Source organism: Anoxybacillus sp. CHMUD, assembly GCF_013096965.1.
GTDB classification, from domain to species: Bacteria; Bacillota; Bacilli; order Bacillales; family Anoxybacillaceae; genus Anoxybacillus; species Anoxybacillus kestanbolensis_A.
In genome coordinates this window covers 162,508-168,817 of sequence record NZ_SDLG01000006.1, presented here as the reverse complement: position 1 = coordinate 168,817, position 6,310 = coordinate 162,508, and the positions used below count along the sequence as shown (strand labels likewise).

The 6,310-nt window shown below is 44.2% G+C and carries 7 protein-coding genes; 1 reads left to right on the top strand and 6 read right to left on the bottom strand.

Annotated elements, in window-relative coordinates; all coding sequences use genetic code 11:
- Nucleotides 1–288: 288 nt before the first annotated feature.
- The 5 genes from ETB99_RS06335 to ETB99_RS14995 form a co-directional block, all read right to left on the bottom strand.
- A complete protein-coding gene (locus ETB99_RS06335) occupies nt 289–1,809 on the bottom strand; it encodes a YifB family Mg chelatase-like AAA ATPase (protein WP_171700223.1) in 1,521 nt (506 codons plus the stop codon).
- A gap of 1 nt (nt 1,810) precedes the next feature.
- Nucleotides 1,811–2,383: a transposase gene (locus tag ETB99_RS06330; RefSeq protein WP_171700222.1), complete on the bottom strand. Its 573-nt coding sequence runs from the start codon at nt 2,381–2,383 to the stop codon at nt 1,811–1,813.
- Between the two features lie 149 nt (nt 2,384–2,532).
- Nucleotides 2,533–2,730 (bottom strand): hypothetical protein, encoded by a 198-nt coding sequence (locus ETB99_RS06325; protein WP_375153709.1) that lies wholly within the window; start codon nt 2,728–2,730, stop codon nt 2,533–2,535.
- 331 nt (nt 2,731–3,061) lie between these two features.
- Nucleotides 3,062–3,169, bottom strand: coding sequence for a putative holin-like toxin (locus tag ETB99_RS15295; RefSeq protein WP_019418134.1), 108 nt, complete (start codon nt 3,167–3,169; stop codon nt 3,062–3,064).
- 477 nt (nt 3,170–3,646) lie between these two features.
- Nucleotides 3,647–3,754 carry a putative holin-like toxin gene (locus ETB99_RS14995; protein ID WP_253263561.1) on the bottom strand — a complete coding sequence of 36 codons (108 nt, stop codon included), beginning with the start codon at nt 3,752–3,754 and terminating at the stop codon, nt 3,647–3,649.
- 297 nt (nt 3,755–4,051) lie between these two features.
- Here ETB99_RS14995 and ETB99_RS06320 point away from each other — a divergent pair, with 297 nt between their 5' ends.
- Entirely contained in the window at nt 4,052–4,597 is a 546-nt protein-coding gene (locus ETB99_RS06320; protein ID WP_309138137.1) for an S-layer homology domain-containing protein, read from the top strand.
- 23 nt (nt 4,598–4,620) lie between these two features.
- On the opposite strand, the gene ETB99_RS06315 is transcribed toward ETB99_RS06320, so the two are convergent.
- Complete coding sequence (locus ETB99_RS06315; RefSeq protein WP_171700221.1) at nt 4,621–6,213, bottom strand: S-layer homology domain-containing protein; 1,593 nt, start codon at nt 6,211–6,213, stop codon at nt 4,621–4,623.
- Nucleotides 6,214–6,310: the final 97 nt, after the last annotated feature.

Sequence of the window (6,310 nt, the reverse complement as noted above, 5' to 3'; positions counted from 1 at the left end):
ATTCATGTATAGTCCTCCTTGGTATCCAAATTAGGGGTCAATTCATCCGATTGACACCCCCGAATCATACCAAGAGGGCTTTTTTTATTCAAGTCCCCGAAAAAACTTCTAACAGGAATGCTCCTTTCTTTAGTATATGCATTATTATCTATATTATACACATAATTTCACACAAAAAACAACACATTTATTACCTATATTCCATTTGTTCATACATTCATTCTTTACATTCCTAACATACTTTAGGGCGTGACTGGCACGCTATCCAATCACTCTCCCTATCTCCACTCAACATCCTTCCTTCATATTCCTTTCTTGACGTCCTTCTTTTATTCTCCGAAACGCCATCGCCTTCCATAATGCTTCATCGGTGATGTTTTCCGCTTCTGCTAAATCGGCAATGGTGCGAGCAAGGCGAACGATTTTTGTTTGCACGCGGTTGCTCCAGTCATTCATAGCCGCCCAATGTTGAAGCAGTTGTTGTTGCCCTTTCGTTAGCGGACTTTTCGCAAGCAGCACGTCCAGCGACACACGGCCGTTTGTTATTTCTTCCCCATATCGTTCGAATTGCCGGAAACGCGCAGCTTCCACACGGCGACGAATCGTTTCCGAACAGTCTACTTGCTTTGATTTTTGAGTCAAATCCACTGCTTCTAACGATAACAATATATCGATGCGGTCGTAAATCGGTCCGGAGATACGTTGGCGATAGGCGTGGATCTGTTTTGGGCTGCATATGCAATAGCGTTTTTTCGAACCGAAATAGCCGCATGGGCATGGATTCATCGCCCCGATCAAAATGAAATGTGCTGGATACGTCACCGTCGACGAAACGCGGCTAATCGTCACTTTGCCTGTTTCTAGCGGTTGTCGAAGCATGTCCAACGTCTTTTTCGTAAACTCTGCCATTTCATCAAGAAATAATACCCCACGATGGGCAAGCGAAACTTCCCCTGGTTTCGGCTGCGTCCCTCCTCCAATCAATGCTATAGAAGATGCTGAATGATGGGGATGACGAAACGGTGGAGAGGAATCGTTTTTCGTTTCCCCTGCGAGTTGGTATAAACTAAGCACTTCCAACTGCGCTTCATCGGAAAGGCGCGGTAAAATCGTTGGAAACGTTTCGGCTAACAAGCTTTTCCCACACCCTGGTGGTCCGATCATTAACACGTTATGTTCTCCTGCAGCAGAAACTTCAAGTGCATACTTGGCGTAGTCATGTCCGATGATATGTTCAAAATCACGATGAGTTTCTTGAGGTGGATCGACAGCTGAAGGGAGATGATTCGTCGAAAATAACACTGGTTGACCTTGTAAACATTGCATTACTTGATCTAATGTTTGAACAAAAACACAATCGATATGCTGCAGGTATTGAAAGGGAAATGTCGGATCATATGGGGCATATACTTGTTGAAAGCCGAGTTTTTTGGCAGCTAAAATAGCTGGTAACATGCCATCTACTGACTGAATCGTTCCGTCTAATGACAATGAGCCTAAAAATGCGATATGTGACGGAATTGGTTGCTCGAGTTTTCCTTTTACTTTTAAAATACCAATCGCCATTGCTAAATCAAACATCGGACTTTGTTTTTTTCGCTCGGGCGGCGACAGATGGATGACAAGTTTTTGATTCATGACATCACATCCAAACGCATGCAACGCCGCAATGACACGCTCCTTTGCTTCTTTTACCGATGTATCGGGCAATCCGACAATCACAACAGAAGGCATTCCCGGCAGTTCTTTCACTTCCACTTGTACGCGGTATCCTTCCATCCCACGCAAACCGATACTACAAACTTTCATGTTATTCCTCCTTGACACAGTTCGGTACAACATCTTCTTTCACAAACTGCACATATGCTTTCTTTTTTTCATTCATTGTTCCAGAAAAGTAACGAAGGAGTACATCAATGTTCATAAATGAAGGCAATGAGGTAGATTGGTGATAAAAGTGGAAACTACTCCAGCGATAATGTTCGGGAAGATGCACCATACGTGCCTCGACAGGGTTGAGGTGGATATAGCGACTGACTTCTAACATCCCTGCATCATCGTCAATGATTTTACTGAAGTAACGCTTTTCAAACACATGACCAGTTAACCCGTAACGTGTATTGTAATAATTGGCGTATCGTTTGTTAATCAGTGCCATGACTTTGGAAATGGATTGTTGTTGCGAACGAAGCTGCAGATGGAAATGATTCGTCATGAGGCAATACGAAGCAATTTCAAACGGAATGTTTTCATGAAGCTGTTCGAGGATATACAAAAACGCGCGGAAATCATTTACTTCTTTAAACAACGGATCACGCCGATTTCCACGGCACACAATGTGATAAAACAAATGCGGCACCCATATCCGCCTCGCTCGTCCCACACACCTCACCTCACATGAATTTTCTTGCATATCCCTTCGACAAAAACAGCGAAAATCCTGCATCAAAAGAAAAATTTCTCTCTCTGGACGACTGGCACGTAATCACGTTCGCAACAAAAAACAGAGAGCCACTCAACAACTCTCTGTCTCTACCAATCTTCGACAATCTTCGGGGCGTGACAGGCACGCAGCCCATTTGTCATAAAACAATATGAAGCAATTTCAAACGGAATTTTTTCATGGAGCTGTTCGAGGATATGCAAAAACGCACGAAAATCATTCACTTCTTTAAACAACGGATCTCGCCGATTCCCACGACAAACGATATGATAAAACAAATGCGGCACCCATATCCGCCTCGCTCGTCCCACACACCTCACCTCACACAAACTTTTTCGCCATATCCCTTCGACAAAAACAAACAAAATCCTGCATCGCAAGAAAATTTTTTGATACTCTGCACGTAAAACTACTCTCTCGACGGGTGACACTCATCCCACTTGTCAAACCAGCTATATCATTTGTATAATATAAGCAGATATTTCATAAAATAAAAAAAAGCTGAGTGCGGTGAACACTCAGCGGGCAACTACATGCCGCAAGAAGAGCGGCTGACCTTTAGATGTGTAACAGATAAAAAGAAATAACCGTTTCACACCTTTGGTCGAGGGGGGACGGTTATTTCTTTTTGTTTATATAGACGACGATGGTGACAGTCAATGTTAGCATTCCGATGAACACTAAGCTGAATTGCGCAATAAGACTCAATGCTTCATACGTCGTCATATTCATCAGGGAAGTGGTCAACCGCCCACCCTGCTTATGTAGTTGCTACGGAGATTGTAACATTTTTCTATCACTCTCGCAATTTCAACAACAGCTGCCACAAAAATGCCACAGCACATCAACAAAAATGCAGAAAAAGAAACAGAGAGCCATATGACTCTCTGTCTCTATCAATCTTCGACAGGTGACAGGCACCGTTCCCATGAATTTTCTTGCATATCCTTTCGCCAAAAACGGACAAAATCCTGCATCAAAAGAAAAATTTTTTGATACTCTCTCGACGGGTGACTGGTACGCACTTGCCAAACCAGCGATATCATTTGTATAATATAAGCAGATATTTCATAAACTAAAGAAGCTGAGCGCCGCAAACGCTCAGCAAGCAACTACATGCCGCAAGAAGAGCGGCTGACCGAACCGAATTAGAGATTACCAAAAAGAAGTAACCGTCTTCATCCGTTGGTCGCGGGAGAGCGGTTATTTCTTTTTGTTTATATAGACGACGATGATAACAGTCAATGTTAGCATTCCGATGAACACTAAGCTGAATTGCGCAATAAGACTCAATGCTTCATACGTCGTCATATTCCCACCTCCCTTCATCAGGGAAGTGGTCAACCGCCCACCCTGCTTATGTAGTTGCTATGGAGATTGTAACATTTTTCTATCCCTCTCTCAATTTCAACAACCACTACTACAAAAAATGCCACAGAACATCAACAAAAATGCAGAAAAAGAAACAGAGAGCCACTCAACGACTCTCTGTTTCTATCAATCTTCGACAAACTTCGACGGGTGACAGGCACCCTACCCCTAAAAGGAATTGCTGTTTCTTCATTAGATGATTCGTACTATAAAAAGCGATACATAGGCGCAAGACGCGTGCTCGCTTATGAGCAAGCGGTCGGTCAATTCCAAGATATCGGAAATGACTTTTGGGCAAATAAAGAAATTGAAACGTTAGGAAAAAAAGAGATTGTGCTCGGGTATGCGAAAAGCTATTTCAAACCGAATGAAGTGATGACGCGTGCTGAAGCTGCAGGGCTTCTCGCCACGTATTTCAAATTGAATATGAACGATCGGAAGAAAACGTTCCAAGACGTGCCGAGCGACCATTGGGCAGTCGGTGCGATTAACGCCCTTGTCAAAGAGCGGATCGTCGATAAACAGATGACGGCGTTCCAACCGGACGAACCGATCACGCGCGAACAGTTAGCGATGTGGTTTGCGCAAGCTTGGAAGTTAAAGCGCGGGGCAGATGTGCCGTTTACGGATGTGAAAGAAACAGATGCGGCGTATGATGCGATTGAAAAGCTTGTTGCAGCTGGCGTTGCAAACGGCTATGAAGACGGAACGTTTCGTCCAAAAGAAACGGTGACGCGCGCGCAATTCGCGGTGTTTTTCTATCGTGCGATCAACGCAAAATAGCGAGGAAGGACAAGCCTTCCTCGCTATTTTTTATCGAGCGTCCGTTTTAAAAAGAGGGCAAACTGTCCACGTGTCACCACGTCGTTCGGGCGATACGGATTGTTGATCGTAATTTGATTATAAAACAACGTATTGATCGCTCCATACGCCCAATGAGAAAAAGGAACATCAACAAACGATTGATTCGTCGTCGGCTGTTCGTACACATCGGCATATACCCTCGTTAAAATCGCTGCCATTTGGGCGCGAGTAATATAGTCATTCGGATATAGTTTTCCGTTATATCCCGTCAGCAATCCATACGATTCAGCAATCGCCATCTCTTTATACCACGGATCGGTCGGTTTGACATCTTTTGCTTTTACGACATATCCTTCAGGAAGCGTTAATTTCAGTTCACGAATCAGCATAAGTGCTGCATGGCGGCGGAGTAATCGTTCATTTGGACGATACGTTCCATCTGGGTATCCTGCTACAATACCTCGTTCATAGAGGAGCTGGGCAGCTTCTTGCAATTCCTCCCCGACGACGTCTGGAAAAAGTGGCGGGGTAGAAACAAGCGAATCGATCGTTCCATACGTTACACGTAACGTCGCTGAGCCGCGATTAAATCCTTTTGTTGTCGGTTGTACGACGCGAAATAAAGCTGTATCAACAAGCGTTGCTCGAAACAACCATGATACTTGGCTACTTAGTTTCGTCCCATCGTATACCGTCTCGTTAACTCCTTTTGGCACGCTTCCGATATAAACAGAAGCGTAGCGCCCTTCCCCGTCTTGCGCATTCACGTAGACGGTCGCATCAGCATATGTGTAAAGCTTGAGCGCATATACGTTATTTTTCACCGTATAGTTTGTCAGCAGCAACGAAAGCGGCGGGTTCGGTTCGTACGGAGCACCGAGTTGATTTTTCCAATACGTTTGTAAAGCTGGAAGCTCAAATGGTGTTGGAAGATGGACGTTCATTTGCATATGTCCTTTTAACGCATTGGATGAACCGAACAGTTGCACGTAATCTTCCGCCAATATTTCAGGCATATACCACTCGTATTCTCCATTCCCGTCCACATGTACAGACGGATAACGAAACAATTCACGCGCGGCAGCATATTGCGACTGCAGCCATTCGTTCGGGCGTCGCTGTTCTTTATTCAACAAATAATAATACGTAAAATGATGCCCATACTCATGTGCGAGCGTCGTTGCCATTTGTTCGACCGTCGTCCATTCATTCCCACCGTATAAATGAATGTAACGATTCGGAAGCAGCGCAAGTTTCGGACTGACTTGATATTGAGCAAAATATTGTCCGAGCACGTTTCCGCCTGCGGGATAGTCAGGGAAAATTTTTACGCTTCCGAGTAACGAAAGCTCCGTCCCATGTTTATTTTTTAGCAGCTCTTGTTCAAGTTGGGCAAGTTTCGTTGCATTCCAATAGACGCTATAGCTTTCAAATGTGACGCCACTCGTTCCTTTATAACGGGCAATGAGCGGATAGTAATCTTCATACGCTTGCGCTTTCGCTTTATTCGTTAAATCAACGACATCGGCATGCGCTGGCGTTTGAAAAAAGAACAAAAAAACGAACATAAACAAGACGAACGGCATACGACGCATATCGACCACCTCATTCTATCAATCTACATTTATCTTAACACGGTTTCGTACATCACGTAGCTGGAAAATGATAAAGGCTGCCTAATTACAGACAGCC

Coding starts and splice junctions, on each gene's coding strand:
- ETB99_RS06335 (WP_171700223.1), bottom strand. CDS start 1,809: ATGAAAGTTTGTAGTATCGGTTTGCGTGGGATGGAAGGATACCGCGTA.
- ETB99_RS15295 (WP_019418134.1), bottom strand. CDS start 3,169: ATGACGACGTATGAAGCATTGAGTCTTATTGCGCAATTCAGCTTAGTG.
- ETB99_RS14995 (WP_253263561.1), bottom strand. CDS start 3,754: ATGACGACGTATGAAGCATTGAGTCTTATTGCGCAATTCAGCTTAGTG.
- ETB99_RS06315 (WP_171700221.1), bottom strand. CDS start 6,213: ATGCGTCGTATGCCGTTCGTCTTGTTTATGTTCGTTTTTTTGTTCTTT.